We start from the raw sequence: 21,342 nt of genomic DNA on the forward strand, positions 1-21,342 counted from the left end.
TCGGTCGCGCGTTTTATAATCAAGTTAGCCAATTAGATCCGGCTAATTGAAAAAATAAAAAACACCAAGACAAATCTCTGTTATCATTGATGTTCCAACACAAAAATGAAAGAGGTTATTGTCTTGATGCAAGAACAGAATACCACAGTCCGAGAAAAAGGTCACCACCTAACTTCATTTGAGCGCGGCAGAATCGCCACGCTACACAGCCAAGGATACTCTAACCGCGCAATTGCTAGAGTTATCGGCGTTTGTCATCAAACAATCAGTAATGAGCTACGCCGTGGTGAGATCGACCAAGTTAAAAAAGTGAACGGTCAACGGCAATATCACCGCGAGTACTCGCCAGAAGCGGCACAGGCCAAATACGAAGCTAACCGAATGTCCTGTCATCGACCTTTGAAACTCGCTGGTGTCGCTGACTTTATCCACTACTTTACGGCCCATTTGCACCAAGACGGTTGGTCGCCTGATGCCGCGGTGGGCCGTGCTAAACTTGAAGGCTTATATCAACCTGAGGAGATGGTTTCGACCAAGACGTTATACCACTATATCGATGCGCAACTACTTGAAGTCCGTAATCTTGATCTGCTCGAAAAAAACCGGCGCCGCACCAAACACCACCATTCACCCAAGCATAAGCGTCTGGCCGGACGAAGTATCGAAGAGCGACCTAAAAGTATTGATCAGCGCCAAGAGTTCGGTCACTTTGAGTTGGATACCGTAGTCGGTAAACGTAATGGCCAAGAAAGTGTCATTCTAACGCTGATCGAGCGCCAATCTCGCTGTCAGATCCTGCGTTTGATTGATGGCCGTGACGCCGATTCAGTCAACTACGAACTGGCTAAGATCTGCCAAGAATATGGACACATCATGAAGTCCGTTACCGCTGACAACGGGGCAGAATTCGCAGCGGCGGGGACGGTGCTTGACGGGGTTGCCGACCTTTATTATGCCCACCCTTACCGCTCTTCAGAACGAGGCACAAATGAGGCGCATAATCGAATGATCCGTCGTGATGTGCCTAAGGGCCTGTCCATGGATACTTTGGGCCCTAGTGATATCCAAGCAGTGGAAGCCAAGCTAAACAACTTACCACGCCGGCAGTCAGGTTACCAAACCCCAAAAGAGCTTTTCTCCGCTGCCGCTGGCTAAAGATTGAATCTTTAAAATATGAATATCAATGAAAATACTGTCTTACCGGGATTTATTGCGTGGCTAATTTGTTCTTGCAATTTGGGTAAAAGAAATTACTGGAAATGGGGCTTATTATCAAGTGGCTTGGCAAAAATTAGCCGATGGCTATGTCGCCCTCTATGGCACGACCCCGATTCAAATAAGATCTGTACTAACTCTGAACGACATTTTTGAAGATGAGGAGGGGTAAACAATGCCAAGTAAAGCAGACGTTAAAGTCTGGAAAGCACAATTAGTTGCCCAGGCTGAACAACAAATCCTAAAATTAACCGATAGTGACCAATTTAAAAAGTACCTCAATACTCTGGCTAAATTTCATCATTATAGCACCAAAAACATCGATTTGATTTATGCGCAAAATCCTCAAGCCACTCAAGTCGCCGGTTTTAAGCAATGGCAGAAGGCTTTTAACCGCACCGTCAACCGGGGCGCAAAAGCGATTCGGATTGCGGCTCCGATCATTAAGAAGCTAACACCAGCCGAGCAGAAGCATCTTGATACCACCGATGAGCGCGCCATTGTCGGTTATCGCTATCTACCCGTCTTTGATGTGGCACAAACTAGCGGTGAACCAGTGTTAAGTGCTAAAGACTTTGTCAAAGAAAATTTGGCCGATCATCAGAATGTGACAAGCTTATATAACGCGTTCAAAGATTATTTAAACCAGCAAACCGACCTTAAAGTCAGTGAAGTGCCTTTAGCGACGCTAAATGGGGCTAAGGGGTATTTTCAACCCAGCACTAATGAAATCGTCATTGGTGGCGATGAGCCCGACAATGCTTTGAAACTAAAGACGTTATACCACGAATATGCGCATAGCCAGCTACACGGCTTAAAATCAGCCTTTAAAGATCGGCCACGAGCCTATCAGGAAACCCAGGCCGAAGCGGTTGCGTATGTTGCCATGCAAAATATTGGCGTTGATACCAGTAACTATTCACTCGGTTATGTGGCTACCTGGGCTAAAGATACAGCTGTGATCCATAGTGCTTTAAGTGAAATCCAGCAAGTTAGCAACAAAGTGATTGAGCTTAGTGACGGGTTAACCAAACAATTAGGCTTACAAGAAGTACAACAAGAGCCCGACCATGACCAAAAAAAGCTATCAGCCCAGGATCTTAATAAGTCCTATCAAGGCTTGCAACAACAAATTCAACAGGCAACTAGTCCACAACAGAAAGCGCAATTTAAAAACCAGTTAAACGATGTGCACCAAGAAATTAGTGATCGAACTCAAAAACAACTGAAAGCATTTGCTGAACAGAATCCGGAAATCAAACAACCCAAATCCAAACTTGATCAAAGTTTAAAACGTTAGCCAGTTTTTAAAGGCCATGCTATAATGTAATAGAAAAAGGAAGCCCTGCTGAAGACAGGACTTCCCATGCAAGCCGCTTCAAAGGCGGTGGCGAAGTTAATAAGACAGCATTAAGCTACCCTGTAACTGGCCAAAGTTACGCAGGGCGGCTTTTTTATTTGTTCCTTTTGTCGATGTACGTTAGCAACGCTAAAATAAGGGTCTAGAATTTTTGGTGTTGGAAAGTATTTCCATTCCAAAAGTACTAGGGCCTTTTTGATAACAAAAAAGGCATCTAAGCCTCCCTAGTGCTATGCTTTAAGCGACGAAACTCAAGATAAGCGGGGTAGGAATAGATGTCTCAACTAGATAATACACTTAAATTACTGGGAATTACAGACACAAACATTCAGGTGTTCGGTACTCGTGAGGAATTTCATGGTCGGGGCTCGGGTCGCAAAAAGTATTTGGTCATCCAGGCAGAGCTTACATTTTTCCCGCCATTAAAAAATGAAACGGTAAGACATGTTGATAAGCAGGCAAATACCCACATGCCCTTGCTTTTATACATCTTGTAGTGCTGCTTTTCATTAATTTTCAACCTAATTACCCTCCTGTTTTTTAACAGCTCATTCACATGACTGTTAGTCACCACTATTTGTTCTTCCACCACATTGAGCTACACCAAAAAAATTTGTGAGAACTGAATCTCACCGACTTCTCAGTCCTGCCATAGTTGTACTTATCACTGATAAATGAAGCACCTGCAATTAAAGTCACCCGTAACAGGAGCTATTTGACTTTGGGCGTAATGCCAGTCTGCTGACGAACCTTCTTTTGAAAATATTTGATTTTCTTGTCATAGTCGTCAACAACTGCGCGAACATTCTGCTGCCCTTTCCAACCTGAATACCCGAACATCAACATGCCCAGTGCACCCAGGACTAGGAGCACAATGCCAACGATGTTTAACCACAAGGTCTTGCCATGGAAGAAGTAGATCAGAACAATGCCAACGCCACTGAGAATGGTGCAAAGTTGAAACCAGTAGCCTAGGTTTTTCAACATATGCTTCTGATACGCAACTTCTTTTTCGTATCCCTTAGTCATTTCGTCAATTGTCATTTTGATTTTCCTTCTTCCATACACGTTCGTAGTTTAGTAAGACAGGCCAGGGTTGAAGAAACCAACTAGAACACCGACGAGCGAAACAACAACGAGTAGCAGCATGGTCCAGATAGCTGAAACATGCTTCTTCGTCATCAACCACCAGCAGAATAATGTTACAAGTACTGTCAGCAAGCCCGGATAGATGCTGTTCAGCTTGTCTTGCAGATTCAGGAAGACTTTGCCATCAGCACCGCGTAATTTGAGTGATGTTGTGACGTTAACCCATGATGCCAGAACACCACCAACAACCATACTGCCGACAATCCCGATAGCGTGACGAACAGCCGCGCCTTGTTTACCAACTAAGAAACTAACCGCTTGATCACCGAAGCGATAACCACGGAAATAAAGGAAACGTTGGCCAAAGTATGCCATCAATACCCAGGCAACAATGTAGAAAATCGCCCCGACTGGTGAGCCGCCAGTCGACATACCAAGGGAAATCCCTAAGAGAATGGGAATCAATGTCCCATCAATCAATGAATCACCAATACCAGCGATTGGGCCCATCAGGCCAGCACGCATATCGTTAATGGTCTCGCCGTCAATTTCTTTACCGTTCGCACGCGCCTGTTCCATGCTGGCCGTAATTCCGACAATCACCGTCCCAAGCATTGGATTGGTGTTGAAGAACGCGGTGTATGCGTGAATGGCTTTGACCTGGTCATCATGTTTCGGATACAGTTTTCTGAGAATTGGCAGCATTGATGCCATATACCCAAAAGTCTGCATATGTTCTTGTGAGAAGCAGGTCAACGCACCCCAGAACCAACGATGAAAAGATTTTGTCAGTGTTTTGTGATCAAGCTTTTTCATGTCATTTGTCGTTTCCATAATCAAATATCCTCCTCATCATCATCGTCACTTGGTCCATCTGCTGGTGCTGCACTACCCTTTGAAGGTGTGTTGTTAGAACTAGACATCTCAATTTCATAAATAATAACCGCAAACAGTAACGATACAACTGTGACTGAGACTAAGTTCAAATGTAGTGAAGCAGCAAGTGTGAACCCAACTAAGAACGGAATGAAATCAGCTGCTTTACCAACAATTTGCCGAAGCAGAATCGCAATCCCGACACATGGCAGCATGCCGCCGACCGTGAACAGTGTCTTCATGGCAATGCCGTCCATTGGTAAGGCACTACGCAAAGCTGTAACCGCCGTAGCACCGTAGTATGTGAGTAACATTGTTGGTAAAAATGAGAACAATGCATGTGAGATCCAAGGCCAGCCAAAGTTAACAGCTGTTAATTTATCAAGCTTGCCATTATGAACGTCTTTCCAACCAAAGGACTGCCAAACTAGGTTCATTGTTGCAACAGCGTAGTACAAAACCGTCCCGACAGTTCCGACTAATGTCCCAACTGACTTAGCCAAGTTAGCAGCACCGCCACCCAGCGGATTCAATCCTTGCGAAGAAATCGCAACCATTGCTAGAGGGATCCCAATATAAGAAATAGCACGAACATCGGCAGAAACAGTACCACCTGGGGTAACCAATGCGATATAAACCAACTGCATCGCAACCCCGCAGGCAATCCCTAACTGAAGATTACCTAGAATAATGCCACAGACAAGACCCCCAACCAATGGACGGCCAATGGTATAATTACCAACCGCTTGACCAGCCATACATGAGTTGGAACATAAGCAAGCGAAAACACCTAAAATAGCTGCTTGAAACCAACTAATTGTCATTTTTATTACCTTCCTTTTTTGTGGGTACTGTCAAACGTACCCGATTTTGTCTAGTTTTAATTATTGTTTCTAATGGTTTTGTATTATCTAAGTGAAATTAAAAAACACCCGGACCAATTCTTCTGTTATCCTTGGTGTGCAACCAACAAGAATTCCAAGAAAGAAGGAGATCCGAGTGCTTACACCATTATTAACTTATTTAGTCCAAATAATCAAGTTCCAACGTGCATTGATCATCTTTTTGTTGGCCCAGCTGATTGATATTTTTGACCATTCGCGCTTGCCCAGCACCGATAAACCAACCTATAAACGCTTTAATCAATTTCAAGTTGACGATAAATTACCAATTTTAGCAGCCGATATTGGTCCAGAATCACTTAATTATGAGCAACTGATCATTGACTACATGACCAAAACCGGCAAAGATCTAAAACCAATTCGGCGCCGACAAGGCACCGTGATCACGTTCCAGAACCAACGTTGCCCACGCTGTAATGCCCCAAGCGACTATCTATACGCTAATAACGGTAAAGGTAATCAGCTTAAGTGTAAGATCTGCGCTTTTAGCTTCCAAAATGGTGATGCGCAGAAGAAGAAAGCGGTGGTACTTCGTTGCCCATACTGCCAACATCGATTGGAAGCTCATCACCACCGTAGTAACTTCGATGTGTTACGTTGTCCTAATGACCAATGTTCATTTCGTTTAAAACAAATCAAGCAGTTATCCGTAGCTGAAGCCAAACAATTCAAGGAACAGCCATCTAGCTTCAAAGTACGCTACACTTTCCGTAACTTTAAATTCGATCTCAAAGGCTTAGCGGCTAGTTCGCCAGTTCAAGCCAAGGTCGATTTGAGTAAGATCCAAGCCAGCCCTGAGGTTTTAGGGCTTGTCCTGACCTATCACATTAACTATGGCCTGTCGGCCCGTCGTACCGCAGCCATCATGTACGACGTTCACGGCGTTAAGATCTCCCACCAAACCATTCACAACTACGAAGAGGCGGTAGCGACCGTTATTCGACCATTCTGGGCTAACTATCCTTACGAACTTTCCAACCAATTAGTTGGTGATGAGACTTACGTCAAGGTCAAAGGTAAGTGGAACTATATCTTTTACTTTTACGACGCGGTTAAAAAGCTAATTCTAGCCGACTATATAACGCCCAACCGCACAACTGAATCAGCGGTCGTTGCCATCAATCAAGTCCTACAGAAGATGTCCGAACGTCCAGCCGACCTACAGTTCGTAGTCGACGCCAATCCCATTTATCAAGTAGCACAACTTTATTTTGCTCAACAAGGGATCAATTTTAAAATCAAGCAAGTAGTAGGGTTGACCAACAAAGATCCAATCAGTAAAGAGTATCGTTTCTTGAAACAAACAATTGAGCGTTTAAACCGTAGTTTTAAGGGCAATTATCGGTCGGCCACTGGTTTTAACTCACCAACCGGTTCAGCCAGTTATACCGCCTTATATTCAGCGGCTTATAACTTTTTACGCCCGCACGAAGCGCTAGATTATAAGGTGCCGGTACACCTACCAGAGCTGGACAATAAACCGCGCATGTACGATAAATGGTTGGCCTTGATTGATCTAGCACAAAGCCAATTACCAACTGCATAAGCAAGCATTAGTTTAGGACTAGAATCAAACTTGTCTAAGCTGACTTTGTGTTGCCTCGAAACGGGCGATTGGCCGGATTAATACTGTGCGCGTACAGAACTAACCAACTAGACCACTCAATCCTTAAGTCGATTTCTACAGTTGCATCTACACCACCTTCTGAACCACGGTTTTCATAGAACTTTTGACGTTACCTTTTTGTGAGCGCGTTATTGTTCAACCATTAATACCCAAAGCGTGACTTGAATTTGTCCCAACTACCAATCCGCTGATCTGGCAACAGCGCAAACTCAACTTTATAACCAGCCTTCTCAATCGCTTCAAAGGCATCGCCTTCCTCTTGGGTAAAGGACTGATTGTCTCCGAGTTTGACCGCGTTGTCGCGATCATTACCTGGACCGACAACAACTGTTTTAATGTCGCCCGGCTTGAAGTTCATATCGACCAAGATCTTTTTCATATCTTGAGGACTCTTGGTGATGAGAAAATACTTGGTTGCTGAGTTCAACACCTTATCCTTAACCTTGTCAAAATGATCTAACGTCCAAACGAAGGTCTTCTTGTCAGACGCTGCCATATAGGCTTCCTTCAAAATCGGATTGTTTGCCGCTTTGTCGTTTACCGCAATAATCCCATCCATCGGGTATTCCTTGCCCCAACGAACCGTGATCAAGCCATGAATCATGCGATCATCAATACGTACAAATGAAATTGCCATTTTGCTCACTCCTTAAATATCGTCATCGTCAGAAGCTTCTGATGAGGTCGTCTGAAATTCTTTGATGGCCGCGGTTGCTTCTGAAAATGCTTTTTCTTTTAACGCTGAGTTATCTAAACTGTCTTTCGACATCAATGTGTTTAACGCCATTGGGAAGTTCATCCCGCCAAGAACAAGCGTATCTTGCAGCTTGCCATGGTCGTTCAAAATGTTGCAAACCGTTGTGAGTGGACTACCGCCGACAATATCTGCCAGAACAACAAAGCTTGCATCCTCTGGCAGGGTCTTTAGCAATGCCTCAAACCGTGTTCCAAATGTTGAAGCTGCTTCATCGGGTTTTAAACCAACCGCAATGACAGAACCAATCGCATCATCGCCCGCAAACATACCCAAGGTTTGCTTTAAGCCACTGGAGAAATCACCGTGACTGACAAGAAGCAAATATTTCATCTAAATCATCCCTTTATCAAGACTATGAAAATATGGATTTACCGCAAAAGGCGACAATCAACCGAAGTACAACTGAAAGTGATCCATTATTGTTCGGACAGTATTGCGGTTGTCCCCGCGAGGAACGCCCTCCCTTCTGCAATCGTTATGTAAGTCGTTTTCTCTCTATATCTGGACGTCAACAAGATTAACGCTTACAATGATTATGTTAAGCACATTACTAATAAAAGTCACGAAGATGTTGTGCTTAATTTGCGGGAATAGTGCTTAAGGGGTGGTTTCTTTGAACGCAGTAGAAAAACTTTATGCGACAATTGTGCAACACTTTCCAACTGAACGAATCACAACTAATCAGGCTGCCGATGCAGTGGGGCTAACACGCGGCGTGACCAGTAGTTATTTATCTAAGCTCGAAAAGCAAGGCAAACTGCTCAAGACCGGCAGTAGACCAGTTTACTGGCAAGTCAAGCGGGACCATTCCGCTTTTGACGACTTAATCGGTGTCCACGGTAGTTTAAGCACTAACATTCAGCTGGCAATCGAAGCAATCGTCTATCCAACACATGGATTGCCGATCTTCATCACTGGTCCAGCCGGTAGTGGCAAGTTGCCATTTGCTCAGGCAATTTATCACGAAGCCATTCGTCGTGAAGTGCTTAAGAAAACAGCTGTGTTTAAAATCATTGATTGTGCCAACTATAAGGATCATCCAGGGACACTCAAAAAGAAGTTGCAAAGTGAGAACAATGCAACGACGGCAGATGGCACCGCCGAAAGTGGCTACTTGTATATTAAAAATGTGCAGATGCTAGGCTCATCAGATCAACACTATCTTTTCACGCACACCAACCAGCAACAAACCACTGCTTTTCGTTACATCTATTCAGGAACAACTGAAATTTTCAAAGCAGCGCGCGTCTGGTTCAAAAGTGCAGCGGTTCAGATTAAACTAAGCGCTTTTAGCGATCGACCTTTAAACGAGCGCATTACGTTTGCGGCGATGTACCTTCAACAACAGGCTGATCAAATCAATAAAGAGATCTTGATCGCACCAAACGAGTTGATCAAACTGGCAAATTTTGATCACGTCAATAACATCACGGCATTGAATAACCGTGTTCAGTTGCTTTGCGCTGGCGCCTATGCCAAAGCGCCTGACCACACGCAGCTACGGCTTGGTCAAACCGATACAAGTGCGATTCTGGTAACGCCTAAACAACAGACCTTGCAAGCAAGAATCACATCTTTGATCACCAGCGCGTTGCAGCTTGGCCCAACAACTGATGCGCTTTTTAAGAAACTTTCTGACTCGCTAAACAATGGCGAGTCCATCACTGAACAGAATTTTCTTCTGGCGAAAGTGCTCAATCAAGTCGATACCATTGCTAGTGAAAAACTTCTATCTGTATTTGCGCAAGCCATTCAAAAAGACGCTAAAACGTATATCACGCATGTATATGGTGTAACGTTTCCAAGCGACAATATTTTCTGGCAAAATGTGGCACTTGCCTTCGCATTCGCGGGTCTTTGTCGCGACAACTTGCCAGACACACAATCAGCACTGAAAATTCAGAAAGCAATCAAGCACCGTTATCCTCGAAGTTACTACCTTTTCAAGCACTTTTTGACTAAGTTAAAAGCGCAGTATGTTCAAAGCCCTTACTATTATTTGCCATTCTTCATGATGATGATTCATTGCGAAAGTAAAATCGAATCAGTGCAATACAATGCCATCCTGCTTGCTCACGGCGAACACACCGCATCGAGCATCCAGCAAGTGGTGAATTCGCTTTGCGGTAATTACTTTTTTGAGGCATTTGATATGCCCATTGATGTGACACTTGATCAAATCAACGGTTACGTTCAGGAATACCTAACCGATCAAAGTCCATCTGCTAAGGGTAATATTGTCTTATTCGATATGGGTTCTTTGCGCCAGATGTTCAGAGAAATTAAAAAGGTATCTGATCAAGAACTGATTGTGGTCAACAACGTAACTACTGCTATGGCGCTCGATATTGGCCTGCGCGTTCAGCGTAATGATGCCTTCCAGTCCATCGCTGAAGCCAGCGAGCAATATGGTGCAACAACTGAAGCCCAATATTACGAAGGCTTATCAAACAAGAAGAACATTATCGTCTCTTGCATGTCTGGCGTCGGTCTGTCTGAAGAAGTCAAAAAGCTAATTGATGCGACCCTTTCGCCAGCACTTGAAGTCATTGCTGTTGACTACAAAGAACTCCATACCCTGCTCACCAATCATGATCGAAAATTTTTCTCCAATACCCAGTTAATCTTAACCACCACCGATGTTGCTGGCGATATCGGAGCCGATATCGGCATCGATATCGTGAATGTCTATAATGTTTTCGATAAGGCTTCCTCACAAAAAATGCAAACTGTCCTACGCAATTGTGGTGAAAGCCCCCAGTCCATTAATGAACTCATTGATCGATTGGTTCGCTTCTTGTCGATAGAAGGTATCCGCGGCCGCCTGCAGATCCTGAATCCCGATATTGTCATTCAAGAAAGTCAACGCATTGTCTCCCACTACGAAGATTTCTACAACGTCAAATTCGGATCCAGACTAAAGCTCAATCTCTTCATGCACTTGTCCTTAATGATTGAACGCATGATGACCAGCAAACGCAGCACTACTTCAATTGATCGCGCAACCTTAACCCCCCCTGAGCAAGAATTCTTCTCCCTTTCCAGCGGCATTTTTCAGCCAGTTGAGCAAAAATTCAATATCAAGGTGCAGGACTACGAAATTGCTTTGCTTTATCAACTGCTCAAGGACTTTATTTTTGGATAACAATGTGTTGAGTCAACTTAGCCAGTTTTACAGAGATCTAAGTAAGGTTGACACCAATGGTTCAGCATATTGGTCCAACCTATATGCTGATATAGTAAATAGTTTGGAAAATAAGCGTGATAAAGGGGGGCTTTTAAATTCATATAAAAAGTTCAATAAGTTTTCGTCAACTAAACGACTGTATCATGAAATAAGGAAAGATATTGGAGACTTTGAGGATCTAATAAATCCTCTAGAATTATTTGTACCCAAGATAGTTACCCCAAGAATTATTGATCAACGTATTAAGAATCAACAGGGGTTATTTATGTTTGTCCCTTTTGTTGATAATTATGGTGTTAGCGAAAATGGACAATCGACATTTATTGGCTCTGATGATGTTAAAGAGCGTACTCAAACCAGAATAAATATTCTAAGGCTTCTTTCTAGTCCTGAAAATCAACAACCAGTGACGTTTGTGATCCCACATGAAAAAAAAGAGTCAATAAGAACAGAGCTAGAAAGTATGGGGATTACAGAAAGCTTCATTTATCCAGATCCATCACATATTGCACATGAAATTTCAAAGTATTATTAAATCTAAATTGCTACAGCAAGATTCATTAGATGGATTAAGCTTACGGCCACTAGGGTATACCCTAGTGGCCGTTTTTGATTCTGTGCTATACTAGGAATTACAAATGTTCATTAGAACTGTCCAAAAGGAGAACTGGAAATGGCTAAAATCGGTTATGCGCGTGTGAGTTCCAAGGAGCAACATTTAGATCGACAGTTAGCGGCTTTAAAAGACGTTGATAAATTATTTACGGATAAATTAAGTGGGGCTAACACTAATCGGCCAGAACTGCAAAAAATGCTGACCTATATTCGTGAGGGTGATATTGTAATGGTCACTGAATTAGATCGCTTAGGCAGAAACAACCATGATTTGACTAAGATCATGAACTCCATTCAAAATAAGGGTGCCACCCTAGATGTGTTGAATTTACCGTCCATGACAGGGATTGCTGACCCAAATTTACGTCAACTGATGACCAACTTGATTATTGAACTCTATAAGTATCAGGCCGAAAGTGAACGTAAGCGAATCATTGAGCGCCAGCAGCAAGGGATTGCCTTAGCTAAGCAGCAGGGTAAATATCATGGGCGCAAACCCCAATACACCCAAGACGATCCCCGCTTGCAACATGCTTTTAAACTTTATCAGGCAGGCATGAGTGATGTCGATGTTGCCCGTAATACAGGAATTAAACGGACAACCTTTATAAGGTATCGAAAGAAATTTAATGTTAAGGTAGATTGTAAAATTAATCCGAACGCTGTTCGGACAAAAAAGATCAGCTTCCTTTAAAATGGTGTTTACCACAAACCCATCTTTTAGGAGCTGATCTTTTGTCTAGTATAGTGGCCGTTTAAAAACTATAACGTTCAAGCATTTCAACCCATAAGCTCATTATTGCGTTATAATAAATCCATAGAAAATTACCGATTTCGCACATTTCTCGTGCATTTTTCCAGAATATCCTTGGAGGTTATTTCATGGCATATCGTCACAGCCCGCTTCAACTATCATTTGAATCTTTTGGCGCTGGTCTAAGCACACCTCTTAGCCCAGATAACGAATGGGTTCAATTGGCGGAGGTTATGCCATGGAAGGCGCTCGATGACGCATACCAATTGGAGTTTACCAAGAATCTTGGCCGCGCTGCGAAGCCTTTTCGCATGCTTTATGGTGCTGGTTTGATTCAACAACGAATGGGGCTAACAGATCGTGGTGTAGTTGCGGCGATTCGGGATACACCGGCGCTTCAATACTTCATTGGTTTGTCTGAGTACAAAGCAGTGGCGCCATTCAGCTACTCCAGCTTGGCTCACTTTCGCAAGCGGATTGCCGACATTTCTGAGCTGATTACCAATATCATCAACGACACTGTCCGGGCTAAGATTGAAGCGTTGGTCCCGTTCAAGGTAGACACAGTCATCACTGATGCAACAGCGGTACCCGTTAAAATCAAGTATCCGCAAGATACTGTGTTGCTCAATCTTGAAGCGATGGCAATCGATATGGCACACCAATTGGGTGTGCCGAACCCACGCATGTATAAACGTGAAGCCAAACACTGTTGGACGGCGTTTTCGCGCCATCCAAAGCAACAACGCGGCGGCTTTCATAAGCAGGTCAAAGCACAATTGCAATACGTTCGTCGCGATCTGCGCTACATCAACGAGTTCTTAGACCTTGGGGCAACTTTGCCAGAAAAGCAGGCAATCCGCCTGGGAGTTATTCGGATCTTGTTTGACCAACAGTGGTACATGTATACCCATAAGACGCATCGCGTCGAAAATCGTATTGTCAGTCTCCAACAGCCATACATCCGCCCGATTCAGCGTGGCAAAGCAAATGCCAAAGTAGAATTCGGCGCGAAGATTGATTGTTCTCTAAGCGAAGGCGTAATCGATATCGAACGCTTAGACTTTAATGCCTTCTCTGAAGGCAAAGACTTTAAGGAGACCTTGGACCACTACTTTGACTTGCACGGACATTATCCTGATGAAGTACTAGCGGACACATTATATCGTAATCGAGAGAACCTGAAGCTATGCAAAGACTTAGGTATCCGCATCTGTGGTCCCAAATTGGGGCGTCATCCGAAACACGTTAACACTGAACAACGCCGAAAAGATACTGACGCCGAGAATCGACGAGGTGCCATAGAGCGCCGGTTTGCCTTTATGAAGGGTTCACTGGGGCTTGATTTGGTGAACACTCGAACCGCTGAATCGTTGGCCGTAAAGATCGATGAGGCAATCGTCCTGAGCAATGTGTTGGCCCTGATGCGGGTTTTTGCTATACCAATTTTTGTTTTGGCAGAATCAGAAGGAGTAACCTATCAAATTCGCTATAAATTTACTACGAAGGTTGAAGATATGGTGGCCTAATTAAACAGCCACTAAAGTAATTGCAATTCTTTTGGATAGTAATGATGAACTTGATGATGATACGTACGGAGAAGTCCAAAAATCTGTTGAACAAGTTGCTGCTTCGGCTGTAGGTGGAGTATCCGGTGCTGCTCTAGTTTCTGTGTTTGCAGCGTTAGTTCCTCTTGCTGGTACTATTTTAGGTGCTATGTCGGCGCTTAACTGGAAAAAATTATTGAAATAATGGTAACGTCAAAAGTTCTATGAAAACCGTGGTTCAGAAGGTGGTGTAGATGCAACTGTAGAAATCGACTTAAGGATTGAGTGGTCTAGTTGGTTAGTTCTGTACGCGCACAGTATTAATCCGGCCAATCGCCCGTTTCGAGGCAACACAAAGTCAGCTTAGACAAGTTTGATTCTAGTCCTAAACTAATGCTTGCTTATGCAGTTGGTAATTGGCTTTGTGCTAGATCAATCAAGGCCAACCATTTATCGTACATGCGCGGTTTATTGTCCAGCTCTGGTAGGTGTACCGGCACCTTATAATCTAGCGCTTCGTGCGGGCGTAAAAAGTTATAAGCCGCTGAATATAAGGCGGTATAACTGGCTGAACCGGTTGGTGAGTTAAAACCAGTGGCCGACCGATAATTGCCCTTAAAACTACGGTTTAAACGCTCAATTGTTTGTTTCAAGAAACGATACTCTTTACTGATTGGATCTTTGTTGGTCAACCCTACTACTTGCTTGATTTTAAAATTGATCCCTTGTTGAGCAAAATAAAGTTGTGCTACTTGATAAATGGGATTGGCGTCGACTACGAACTGTAGGTCGGCTGGACGTTCGGACATCTTCTGTAGGACTTGATTGATGGCAACGACCGCTGATTCAGTTGTGCGGTTGGGCGTTATATAGTCGGCTAGAATTAGCTTTTTAACCGCGTCGTAAAAGTAAAAGATATAGTTCCACTTACCTTTGACCTTGACGTAAGTCTCATCACCAACTAATTGGTTGGAAAGTTCGTAAGGATAGTTAGCCCAGAATGGTCGAATAACGGTCGCTACCGCCTCTTCGTAGTTGTGAATGGTTTGGTGGGAGATCTTAACGCCGTGAACGTCGTACATGATGGCTGCGGTACGACGGGCCGACAGGCCATAGTTAATGTGATAGGTCAGGACAAGCCCTAAAACCTCAGGGCTGGCTTGGATCTTACTCAAATCGACCTTGGCTTGAACTGGCGAACTAGCCGCTAAGCCTTTGAGATCGAATTTAAAGTTACGGAAAGTGTAGCGTACTTTGAAGCTAGATGGCTGTTCCTTGAATTGTTTGGCTTCAGCTACGGATAACTGCTTGATTTGTTTTAAACGAAATGAACATTGGTCATTAGGACAACGTAACACATCGAAGTTACTACGGTGGTGATGAGCTTCCAATCGATGTTGGCAGTATGGGCAACGAAGTACCACCGCTTTCTTCTTCTGCGCATCACCATTTTGGAAGCTAAAAGCGCAGATCTTACACTTAAGCTGATTACCTTTACCGTTATTAGCGTATAGATAGTCGCTTGGGGCATTACAGCGTGGGCAACGTTGGTTCTGGAACGTGATCACGGTGCCTTGTCGGCGCCGAATTGGTTTTAGATCTTTGCCGGTTTTGGTCATGTAGTCAATGATCAGTTGCTCATAATTAAGTGATTCTGGACCAATATCGGCTGCTAAAATTGGTAATTTATCGTCAACTTGAAATTGATTAAAGCGTTTATAGGTTGGTTTATCGGTGCTGGGCAAGCGCGAATGGTCAAAAATATCAATCAGCTGGGCCAACAAAAAGATGATCAATGCACGTTGGAACTTGATTATTTGGACTAAATAAGTTAATAATGGTGTAAGCACTCGGATCTCCTTCTTTCTTGGAATTCTTGTTGGTTGCACACCAAGGATAACAGAAGAATTGGTCCGGGTGTTTTTTAATTTCACTTAGATAATACAAAACCATTAGAAACAATAATTAAAACTAGACAAAATCGGGTACGTTTGACAGTACCGAAATAATTTGGAGGTAAAGATTATGGGAGCACCAGAGGGACATCCTTTCTTTGGAAATCAGTATACAAATGGTGGGTATCAACAAGGAAGTTATTCTTACGATGTTGAACCAGTTGTCGAAAAAATTCATAAAACTTTGTCTGAAACTTCAGCTAAATCATCGTATAATGGTTCAAACAATATGACAAGATCAGCCTCAAGTTCTGCCAAAGGTATTAGTGGTAAGGAAGCTATTATCATAGGTAGTGTAGTCCTAGCTCTGACGACAGTTGGCGGAGTTATTGCTTACAAATGGAAAAATAGAAAGAAAAAAGAAACAGTTAAAATCGATAATGTTGGTGTTTGTAGCAATTGTGGGAAGCCTTTGTTGGGAGCAACGTTCCACCCTAAGGACGATGAGAATGGAATTGAATCATACATCCAGTGTAAATATTGCGGAACCAAGAATTATGCTCACTATAACGATGAGCAGGAATCAATGGAGGAATAGTCGATGGATGAACTGGTAAAAAAACTTGCAGGCTTTGGTATACCTGCCATAATTCTACTTGTGGCAATGAGTGCTACAGGACTTGCTGGAGCCGCCGCATTTACAGCTGCATTGGCTGCTTTAGGGCCTTTTGGTATGCTTGGTGGTGCTGGATTGTTGCTTTTGATTGGACTTTCTGCTGATAAGATTACAGAGTTCGGCTATGAAAAAATTACTACAATGGTTATCAAGGAACAACTCAAAACAAATACAAAGGAAGATATGATTGAAAAGGTAAAAAAATATCCGATTACCAAAGGTATGAAATTGAAAGTAATCGACTTTATTCAAAAAGCCTAAAAAAGAAATCAACGATGTTAAAGCATTTGAAGTGCTTCATAATTGTTAGACAAACAGTCTAATGATTGTGAGGCACTTTTTGTATGGTCAAATATAATCCCGAGTTAAAAGCACAAGTCGTTGGTCAATTTCTTAATGACAAGATGAGCGTTGTTGAACTTGCTCAGAAGTACCGTGTATCTAAACGTCAGATTTGGTATTGGATTCAGCGGTATCGCTTAGGCGGCATCGAAACGCTAAAGCGAAAGGCCAATAAGCGAAAGTTTTCTACTGATTTCAAACTAAGTGTGATAGACTACTACCAAACTCATGATGAGTCTTTAGCTGCTGTCGCCACAAAGTATGATATTTTAGCCTGCCAAATTAGTGTTTGGCGAACTGGATTTAATCGTGATGGCATTGAAGCTTTACGGTCTCATCAAAAAGGTAGGCCTGCCAAAATGAAACGGAAGAAGAAGCTAACATCATCTCCAGAAAAACAAAGCGAAGTTGAACGACTGCGTGCAGAGCTCATGCAAAAAAATAAAGCGTTATACGAAACAAGGTTAGAGAATGATATTCTAAAAAAATCAATGGCTCTGTTCGGACCTTCAAAGGACGACGTAAAACACAAATAGTTGATCAGATCAGAGCTGACCAAGCTAAGCTTCCGAAGCCTGAACGTTATAAAATCGGAGATATCCTTAAGGCCATTGGCCTTAAGAAAGCGACTTATCATGATGAGCGTAAACGAATTAGTAATCGTAACGACAAATATGCGCGTGTGAAAGAGAAAATTATTGAAATCACAAATAATGGGAAATATCGGGGACGTTTAACTTATGGCTATCGCCGGGTTCAGACCGAACTGATCAAATTAAACATCCATTTAGCAGATACCGTTGTTCGCCATTTAATGAGTGAATTAAACGTTCAAGTGCGCCTATATAACCGACATAAGAACGGAAAATATTCATCCTACAAAGGGACTGTTGGCAAAATTGCAGCTAATATTTTAAACCAGGATTTCAGTAAAACTAAACCCTATGAGGCGCTTCATACCGACGTGACTCAAGTTCGTTTAGGAAATAATAAATGGGCTTACATCTCGGTTATCACCGATGAAGCAAGTAAAGAAGTTCTCGCATTTCAAATTAACGATAGTCCAAATCGGCAATTAATTATGAGTACCCTTAATGAACTAATCACAGCACTTTACAGCTTTTCACTGACCCCCGACCAACAAGAAGCCAACCACTGAATCACCACTTTGGCCGGTGTTGTTTTTAACCGCCTTTGCACTTGCCGCGCTAAACTAGCCAAAAACAGCGCCGCTTGAATTTGCCGACTTAACCAGAGTTTGCGTTCGCGCAAACTTTTGGTTGCCAAAAAAGCTAGTCTAGGCTGGGTCAATGGTAAAACGATCATCAAGGTGTACGCCGTATTCAATAAATGATGATCGGCTTCGATCTTGGCTACTGAACGCACGGCGTAATCACCGAAGTGCCAGAATGTTTTCATTTCATAAAAATAGGTCTCGATCGCCCAACGTTTTTGATAGTAGGCCAACGCTCGTAGCGCTGGCGCAGGGGCGCTGGTCTCCGGCGTCCGATAGGTGAGCTGGGTCGGATCAACGGCTAGGGTTTCGGTTGTGATCGCCGCTAATTCTTCGGGCGCGCTCGTCGCCATGAACAGACGACAAGTCGTCTTGCGTTGTACGCGGATCATGTAAACTGGCTGGGGCATCAAGCGTGTCAGACACCGCACTATACCGATCTGATCTCCGGCCGAACAAAGATTTAATGCAATATTTCCCAAATGGATCTGGTCACCATATTTCCGCGGCCGACCGCGCTTACCGGTGCGTTTGGGTAAGCCAAACATGGCGGTATCTTTACGCACATTGGCGATCATAGCTAGATTAGGTTGCGTCATGACCAGTTGGTTGATCTCAGCTTTGGGATACCAACTGTCACACAGTAGGAACACTTGTTGGTCGCTGGCGATCGATTTCAAAGTCGTCTTGATCATTTGCGCCGCTTGCTGGTATTTGGTCGCCTGTTCCGCCTGATAAAGGTGCGTGGCTAACGGCAAGAACGTATAAACTGGCTGGTCATCTTGGTCCCGCTGTGTTGGGATCATCAGACCTAAAGTAACGAAATCATGGGCATTGACGAGCCGCTTACCCGTATGTGCGGCGTGATCGAATAGATATTTGACGCCGGTAAATTTGTGGCCGAACTTGGGTTGGACCGTGTCATCCAGAACCAATAATAAGGGCAAGTCCTGACAAGTAGTGGGAATCAAGGTCAGTAAATACGTCAAGTTGCGCACTTCTAACTGTGGCAAGTGGTCACCGATCACTGCCAAAGCCCGATAAAACGTGTTCAAAGAATGCTTCGTCACCCGGCCCAGAAATTGTTCAAATAAGTGGCGGATCGAGTGGCGGTCACCGATCACTAACAACGCTAGACACAACCAAAAATAGTTAAGGCCCATTGGCTTAGACAAGCCAGCCGCTTTTAAATCAAAAAAATAGGCGTGGAGGGTGGTTAAAAGTGATGATTTTTGATAAAATGAGTTCAACACGAATCCTTCTTTCTGAGTGGTTTTTAGACGAACTCATTTTAGCAAAGAATAGGCATTCGTGCCTTTTTATATCCAAATTTTTTTAAAAAGCTGTAAAGTGCTGAACTAATCATTAAACTCCCTAAAAATGTTAAACCAATTGTTCATTCGGACCAAGGTTGGCAATATCAGCTCAATTATTATACGCAAAGGCTTTCAGATAATGACTTTATTCAAAGTATGTCTAGGAAGGGCAATTGTCATGACAATGCGCCCGTTGAAAGCTTCTTCCACATTTACAAGACAGAATGTTTGAGTGGACTTCCACCATGCCAAGATCTTGAGGAACTAAGTCATATTTCAAAAGACTATATTGATTGGTTTAATCATCATCGAATTTCTACGAAAACAAAAGGTATGTCCCCTTGTGAATACCGAGAACATACCTTAGCTGCGTAAAACTATTTATTTTTGTCTAACTTTTATGTTGCACTTCACATTTAGCAAAACACGCTAAGTGCTTTTTTCATACACAAAATTTGAAAGGTGGTGATTAAATGGCAGACAATTTTGGTTTAAAGATTGGTGTTGAGGGTGAAAAGGAGTTCAAGAACTCACTCCGAGAAATGGATGTAAGCTGATTCCTGAGACAACTTTTAAGAGAGGGTATAATGAATAAATCGTCTTTCGAAAGGAAGGAATTTTTACATGCCAACTCGTTACGACAAAGAATTCAAACAAAAACCTATATAAGCAAGGCGAATCAGCTGCCCAACTGGCCAGAGAATATGGCATTGGCTATTCAACAGTTCATAAGTGGATCCAGGGCCAGGCCAAAACTCAATCCGGTAAATCGCCAGACGAAATCAAAGCGATGGAAAAGCGACTGGCTTCGCTGTCTGAGGAGAACGAAATCCTAAAAAAAGCCCTGGGCTTCCTTGCGCAGAAGTAACCAATATCTTTGATTACATTCACCAAGAAAGCCATCACCACCAGGTAACCAAGATGTGCCGAATCCTCGGTGTTTCCAGAGCTCAGTATTATCGTTATCGATCCCCCAAACCTTCAAAACGCCGGGCCGAAGATGCGGGCTTGAAACAACGGATTCTGCGGATCTTTGCGGAATTTAAGCAGCGATACGGTGTTATGAAGATCCACCATGAATTGAATCTGGAACTTCAACCACTGCAGCTTCGGTGCAGTCCACGACGGATTTCCCGGCTCATGAAGGAACTGGATATCCACTCCGTTACCGTCAATAAGTGGAAAGCGGCTTCGGCTTCCAAAACCAAGGTTGAACAGCGTCCCAACTTGCTTAAGCAGGATTTCTCGACCACTGGTTTAAATCAAAAATGGACCGCTGATATGACCTATATTCAAACGAAGCGTAATGGCTGGTGTTACTTATCAACCATCATGGACCTGCACTCACGACGGATTATCGGCTATTCGTTCTCAAAAAAGATGGCTACTGATTTAGTCTTAAAGACCCTTGAAAGCGCGGTTAAAAATCGAACCATTACTGGGGACCTGATTATCCATACGGATTTAGGATCACAGTATACCAGCGATGATTACAATCAACGTTTAACTGAGCTACATATCCGCCACTCATACAGCCGTAAGGGTTGTCCGTATGATAATGCGCCAATGGAATCCTTTCACGCTTCCCTCAAAAAGGAATGTGTTTATCCAGTGCCGGTCTTTGAAGATTATGAAACTGCCGCTGCCGTCCTTTTTGAATAGGTGCATGCTTTCTACAATAGGAAGAGCATTCATAGTTCACTGGGCTACCAGACCCCCTTACAAGTTGAAATTGTAACACTTACGAGCCAAATGGCCGCCTGATTTAATGCTTTCCAGGGTTCAAATAAGTTATTAATCGCGATTAATGATTTATTTGAGCTGTGGAAGGTAAACGCGGTTCTGAATGTCTCTTAAAATCTGTCTCAAATATTGACTTCAATCCAGATACGCATCAAAAAAAGCGTATCATTGAAAGCGTATCATTGAAAGCGTATCATTGAAAGCGTA

The 21,342-nt window shown here is 43.2% G+C and carries 22 protein-coding genes and 2 pseudogenes; 16 read left to right on the top strand and 8 right to left on the bottom strand.

What is annotated here, in order from left to right:
* Positions 1–126 precede the first annotated feature (126 nt).
* From LC20001_RS13315 to LC20001_RS13330, 3 genes and pseudogenes are all read left to right on the top strand, one after another.
* The gene (locus tag LC20001_RS13315) at positions 127–1,155 is read left to right on the top strand and encodes an IS30 family transposase (RefSeq protein ID WP_164512712.1); all 1,029 of its coding nucleotides are present in this window, start codon (positions 127–129) and stop codon (positions 1,153–1,155) included.
* Between the two features lie 235 nt (positions 1,156–1,390).
* A complete protein-coding gene (locus LC20001_RS13325) occupies positions 1,391–2,515 on the top strand; it encodes an ArdC-like ssDNA-binding domain-containing protein (RefSeq protein WP_056943345.1) in 1,125 nt (374 codons plus the stop codon).
* A gap of 335 nt (positions 2,516–2,850) precedes the next feature.
* A pseudogene (locus tag LC20001_RS13330) lies at positions 2,851–2,988 on the top strand (ISL3 family transposase); the annotation flags it as partial.
* On the opposite strand, the pseudogene LC20001_RS14805 reads toward LC20001_RS13330, so the two are convergent.
* From LC20001_RS14805 to LC20001_RS13350, 4 genes and pseudogenes are all read right to left on the bottom strand, one after another.
* Positions 2,973–3,065 (bottom strand): annotated as a pseudogene (locus tag LC20001_RS14805) (KxYKxGKxW signal peptide domain-containing protein); the annotation flags it as partial. The pseudogenes LC20001_RS13330 and LC20001_RS14805 sit on opposite strands and share 16 nt — an antisense overlap.
* Positions 3,066–3,286: 221 nt before the next feature.
* On the bottom strand, positions 3,287–3,619 hold the full coding sequence (locus LC20001_RS13340) for a PTS sugar transporter (RefSeq protein WP_010009884.1): 333 nt from the start codon (positions 3,617–3,619) through the stop codon (positions 3,287–3,289).
* A gap of 33 nt (positions 3,620–3,652) precedes the next feature.
* Positions 3,653–4,498 carry a PTS system mannose/fructose/sorbose family transporter subunit IID gene (locus tag LC20001_RS13345; protein ID WP_010009885.1) on the bottom strand — a complete coding sequence of 282 codons (846 nt, stop codon included), beginning with the start codon at positions 4,496–4,498 and terminating at the stop codon, positions 3,653–3,655.
* 2 nt (positions 4,499–4,500) lie between these two features.
* On the bottom strand, positions 4,501–5,364 hold the full coding sequence (locus LC20001_RS13350) for a PTS mannose/fructose/sorbose/N-acetylgalactosamine transporter subunit IIC (RefSeq protein WP_010009886.1): 864 nt from the start codon (positions 5,362–5,364) through the stop codon (positions 4,501–4,503).
* Positions 5,365–5,539: 175 nt separating this feature from the next.
* On the opposite strand from LC20001_RS13350, the gene LC20001_RS13355 reads away from it, so the two are divergent.
* On the top strand, positions 5,540–6,988 hold the full coding sequence (locus tag LC20001_RS13355; RefSeq protein ID WP_056943358.1) for a DDE-type integrase/transposase/recombinase: 1,449 nt from the start codon (positions 5,540–5,542) through the stop codon (positions 6,986–6,988).
* Positions 6,989–7,211: 223 nt separating this feature from the next.
* Here the strand turns inward: LC20001_RS13355 and LC20001_RS13360 are convergent, their stop codons facing one another.
* Together LC20001_RS13360 and LC20001_RS13365 are read right to left on the bottom strand one after the other, a co-directional pair.
* The gene (locus LC20001_RS13360) at positions 7,212–7,706 is read right to left on the bottom strand and encodes a PTS sugar transporter subunit IIB (RefSeq protein WP_003563323.1); all 495 of its coding nucleotides are present in this window, start codon (positions 7,704–7,706) and stop codon (positions 7,212–7,214) included.
* Positions 7,707–7,718: 12 nt separating this feature from the next.
* Entirely contained in the window at positions 7,719–8,156 is a 438-nt protein-coding gene (locus tag LC20001_RS13365) for a PTS sugar transporter subunit IIA (RefSeq protein ID WP_010009904.1), read from the bottom strand.
* Positions 8,157–8,439: 283 nt separating this feature from the next.
* On the opposite strand from LC20001_RS13365, the gene LC20001_RS13370 reads away from it, so the two are divergent.
* The 5 genes from LC20001_RS13370 to LC20001_RS13390 all read left to right on the top strand — a co-directional run bounded on the left by LC20001_RS13370 (position 8,440) and on the right by LC20001_RS13390 (position 14,134).
* The gene (locus LC20001_RS13370; protein ID WP_099267175.1) at positions 8,440–10,971 is read left to right on the top strand and encodes a PRD domain-containing protein; all 2,532 of its coding nucleotides are present in this window, start codon (positions 8,440–8,442) and stop codon (positions 10,969–10,971) included.
* Complete coding sequence (locus LC20001_RS13375; RefSeq protein WP_010009908.1) at positions 10,964–11,548, top strand: hypothetical protein; 585 nt, start codon at positions 10,964–10,966, stop codon at positions 11,546–11,548. The genes LC20001_RS13370 and LC20001_RS13375 overlap by 8 nt, the downstream gene beginning before the upstream one ends.
* Positions 11,549–11,686: 138 nt before the next feature.
* Positions 11,687–12,322, top strand: a complete 636-nt coding sequence (locus LC20001_RS13380) for a recombinase family protein (RefSeq protein WP_056943336.1) — start codon at positions 11,687–11,689, stop codon at positions 12,320–12,322.
* A 188-nt stretch (positions 12,323–12,510) separates the two neighbouring features.
* Positions 12,511–13,911 carry an IS5 family transposase gene (locus LC20001_RS13385; RefSeq protein ID WP_010009912.1) on the top strand — a complete coding sequence of 467 codons (1,401 nt, stop codon included), beginning with the start codon at positions 12,511–12,513 and terminating at the stop codon, positions 13,909–13,911.
* A 31-nt stretch (positions 13,912–13,942) separates the two neighbouring features.
* The gene (locus LC20001_RS13390; protein WP_010009915.1) at positions 13,943–14,134 is read left to right on the top strand and encodes a hypothetical protein; all 192 of its coding nucleotides are present in this window, start codon (positions 13,943–13,945) and stop codon (positions 14,132–14,134) included.
* Positions 14,135–14,330: 196 nt separating this feature from the next.
* On the opposite strand, the gene LC20001_RS13395 is transcribed toward LC20001_RS13390, so the two are convergent.
* Positions 14,331–15,779, bottom strand: a complete 1,449-nt coding sequence (locus LC20001_RS13395; protein ID WP_056943358.1) for a DDE-type integrase/transposase/recombinase — start codon at positions 15,777–15,779, stop codon at positions 14,331–14,333.
* 175 nt (positions 15,780–15,954) lie between these two features.
* Here LC20001_RS13395 and LC20001_RS13400 point away from each other — a divergent pair, with 175 nt between their 5' ends.
* The 4 genes from LC20001_RS13400 (at position 15,955) to LC20001_RS14500 (ending at position 18,001) form a co-directional block, all read left to right on the top strand.
* Positions 15,955–16,422: a hypothetical protein gene (locus LC20001_RS13400; protein ID WP_056943355.1), complete on the top strand. Its 468-nt coding sequence runs from the start codon at positions 15,955–15,957 to the stop codon at positions 16,420–16,422.
* Between the two features lie 3 nt (positions 16,423–16,425).
* The gene (locus tag LC20001_RS13405) at positions 16,426–16,761 is read left to right on the top strand and encodes a hypothetical protein (protein WP_056943354.1); all 336 of its coding nucleotides are present in this window, start codon (positions 16,426–16,428) and stop codon (positions 16,759–16,761) included.
* A gap of 83 nt (positions 16,762–16,844) precedes the next feature.
* Complete coding sequence (locus LC20001_RS13410; RefSeq protein ID WP_056943353.1) at positions 16,845–17,378, top strand: helix-turn-helix domain-containing protein; 534 nt, start codon at positions 16,845–16,847, stop codon at positions 17,376–17,378.
* 146 nt (positions 17,379–17,524) lie between these two features.
* A complete protein-coding gene (locus tag LC20001_RS14500; RefSeq protein WP_176720008.1) occupies positions 17,525–18,001 on the top strand; it encodes a hypothetical protein in 477 nt (158 codons plus the stop codon).
* Here the strand turns inward: LC20001_RS14500 and LC20001_RS13420 are convergent.
* Entirely contained in the window at positions 17,956–19,329 is a 1,374-nt protein-coding gene (locus LC20001_RS13420; RefSeq protein ID WP_145955958.1) for an IS701 family transposase, read from the bottom strand. The two genes, LC20001_RS14500 and LC20001_RS13420, sit on opposite strands and share 46 nt — an antisense overlap.
* A 219-nt stretch (positions 19,330–19,548) precedes the next feature.
* On the opposite strand from LC20001_RS13420, the gene LC20001_RS13425 reads away from it, so the two are divergent.
* The 3 genes from LC20001_RS13425 (at position 19,549) to LC20001_RS13430 (ending at position 21,054) form a co-directional block, all read left to right on the top strand.
* Positions 19,549–19,767 (top strand): IS3 family transposase, encoded by a 219-nt coding sequence (locus LC20001_RS13425; protein WP_225358715.1) that lies wholly within the window; start codon positions 19,549–19,551, stop codon positions 19,765–19,767.
* Positions 19,768–20,008: 241 nt separating this feature from the next.
* Complete coding sequence (locus LC20001_RS14810) at positions 20,009–20,260, top strand: transposase (protein WP_409338989.1); 252 nt, start codon at positions 20,009–20,011, stop codon at positions 20,258–20,260.
* A 17-nt stretch (positions 20,261–20,277) separates the two neighbouring features.
* Positions 20,278–21,054 carry an IS3 family transposase gene (locus LC20001_RS13430; protein WP_258410017.1) on the top strand — a complete coding sequence of 259 codons (777 nt, stop codon included), beginning with the start codon at positions 20,278–20,280 and terminating at the stop codon, positions 21,052–21,054.
* Positions 21,055–21,342: the final 288 nt, after the last annotated feature.

The organism is Loigolactobacillus coryniformis subsp. coryniformis KCTC 3167 = DSM 20001, from assembly GCF_002706425.1.
Lineage (GTDB): Bacteria > Bacillota > Bacilli > Lactobacillales > Lactobacillaceae > Loigolactobacillus > Loigolactobacillus coryniformis.

Excerpts from the sequence above, each read along its gene's own strand:
- LC20001_RS13315 (WP_164512712.1), top strand. The coding sequence starts at position 127 with ATGCAAGAACAGAATACCACAGTCCGAGAAAAAGGTCACCACCTAACT.
- LC20001_RS13325 (WP_056943345.1), top strand. The coding sequence starts at position 1,391 with ATGCCAAGTAAAGCAGACGTTAAAGTCTGGAAAGCACAATTAGTTGCC.
- LC20001_RS13340 (WP_010009884.1), bottom strand. The coding sequence starts at position 3,619 with ATGACAATTGACGAAATGACTAAGGGATACGAAAAAGAAGTTGCGTAT.
- LC20001_RS13345 (WP_010009885.1), bottom strand. The coding sequence starts at position 4,498 with ATGGAAACGACAAATGACATGAAAAAGCTTGATCACAAAACACTGACA.
- LC20001_RS13350 (WP_010009886.1), bottom strand. The coding sequence starts at position 5,364 with ATGACAATTAGTTGGTTTCAAGCAGCTATTTTAGGTGTTTTCGCTTGC.
- LC20001_RS13360 (WP_003563323.1), bottom strand. The coding sequence starts at position 7,706 with ATGGCAATTTCATTTGTACGTATTGATGATCGCATGATTCATGGCTTG.
- LC20001_RS13365 (WP_010009904.1), bottom strand. The coding sequence starts at position 8,156 with ATGAAATATTTGCTTCTTGTCAGTCACGGTGATTTCTCCAGTGGCTTA.
- LC20001_RS13380 (WP_056943336.1), top strand. The coding sequence starts at position 11,687 with ATGGCTAAAATCGGTTATGCGCGTGTGAGTTCCAAGGAGCAACATTTA.
- LC20001_RS13385 (WP_010009912.1), top strand. The coding sequence starts at position 12,511 with ATGGCATATCGTCACAGCCCGCTTCAACTATCATTTGAATCTTTTGGC.
- LC20001_RS13400 (WP_056943355.1), top strand. The coding sequence starts at position 15,955 with ATGGGAGCACCAGAGGGACATCCTTTCTTTGGAAATCAGTATACAAAT.
- LC20001_RS13405 (WP_056943354.1), top strand. The coding sequence starts at position 16,426 with ATGGATGAACTGGTAAAAAAACTTGCAGGCTTTGGTATACCTGCCATA.
- LC20001_RS13410 (WP_056943353.1), top strand. The coding sequence starts at position 16,845 with ATGGTCAAATATAATCCCGAGTTAAAAGCACAAGTCGTTGGTCAATTT.
- LC20001_RS13425 (WP_225358715.1), top strand. The coding sequence starts at position 19,549 with ATGTCTAGGAAGGGCAATTGTCATGACAATGCGCCCGTTGAAAGCTTC.